Origin of the sequence: Mycoplana sp. BE70 (assembly GCF_031455855.1) — a bacterium.
Lineage (GTDB): Bacteria > Pseudomonadota > Alphaproteobacteria > Rhizobiales > Rhizobiaceae > Mycoplana.
Window position 1 is genome coordinate 1 of record NZ_JAVDTM010000029.1, and the last position, 1,147, is coordinate 1,147.

Annotated in this window: 1 protein-coding gene; it reads right to left on the reverse strand. The window is 64.3% G+C overall.

Annotation, left to right across the window (positions count from 1 at the left end):
• Positions 1-10: 10 nt before the first annotated feature.
• Positions 11-1,147, reverse strand: a 1,137-nt coding sequence (gene tuf, locus J2Y48_RS25300; RefSeq protein ID WP_310424402.1) for an elongation factor Tu, incomplete at its 5' end; no start/stop codon positions are given.

The following is a 1,147-nucleotide window of genomic DNA, read 5'->3' on the forward strand; positions in this document are numbered from 1 at the left end:
TCGCCGTCGATTACTCGACGATCGAGGCTACGATGCCGGCGCCGACGGTACGGCCGCCTTCGCGGATGGCGAAGCGCAGCTTTTCTTCCATGGCGATCGGCACGATCAGCTCAACGGAAACCGTGACGTTGTCGCCCGGCATGACCATTTCCGTGCCTTCCGGCAGCGAAACGATGCCGGTCACGTCGGTGGTGCGGAAGTAGAACTGCGGACGGTAGTTGGTGAAGAACGGCGTATGACGGCCGCCTTCTTCCTTCGTCAGGATGTAGGCTTCGGCCATGAACTTCTTGTGCGGCTTGACCGAACCCGGCTTGCACAGGATCTGGCCACGCTCAACGCCATCGCGGTTCACACCACGGACCAGCGCGCCGATGTTGTCGCCGGCCTGGCCCTGGTCGAGCAGCTTGCGGAACATTTCAACGCCGGTAACCGTCGTCTTCGAGGTCGGACGGATGCCGACGATCTCGACTTCCTCACCGACCTTGACGATGCCGCGCTCGACGCGGCCGGTCACGACCGTACCGCGGCCCGAGATCGAGAACACGTCTTCGATCGGCATCAGGAACGGCAGGTCGATCGGACGCTCCGGCGTCGGGATGTAGGCGTCGACGGCGGCCATCAGCGCGCGGATCGCGTCTTCGCCGATTTCCTTGTTGCTGTCTTCGAGGGCGGCGAGCGCCGAACCCTTGACGACCGGGATGTCGTCGCCGGGGAAGTCGTAGGAGGTCAGCAGCTCGCGCACTTCCAGCTCGACGAGCTCGAGCAGCTCGGCGTCGTCAACCTGGTCGACCTTGTTGAGGAACACGACGATCGCCGGAACGCCGACCTGGCGGGCGAGCAGGATGTGCTCGCGGGTCTGCGGCATCGGGCCGTCGGCGGCCGAGACGACGAGGATCGCGCCGTCCATCTGGGCGGCACCGGTGATCATGTTCTTGACGTAGTCGGCGTGGCCGGGGCAGTCGACGTGGGCGTAGTGACGGTTCGGCGTCTCATACTCGACGTGTGCCGTCGAGATGGTGATGCCGCGTGCCTTTTCTTCCGGAGCGGCGTCGATCTGATCATACGCCTTGAACTCGCCGAAGTACTTCGTGATCGCCGCCGTCGTCGACGTCTTGCCATGGTCGACGTGGCCGATCGTGCCGATGTT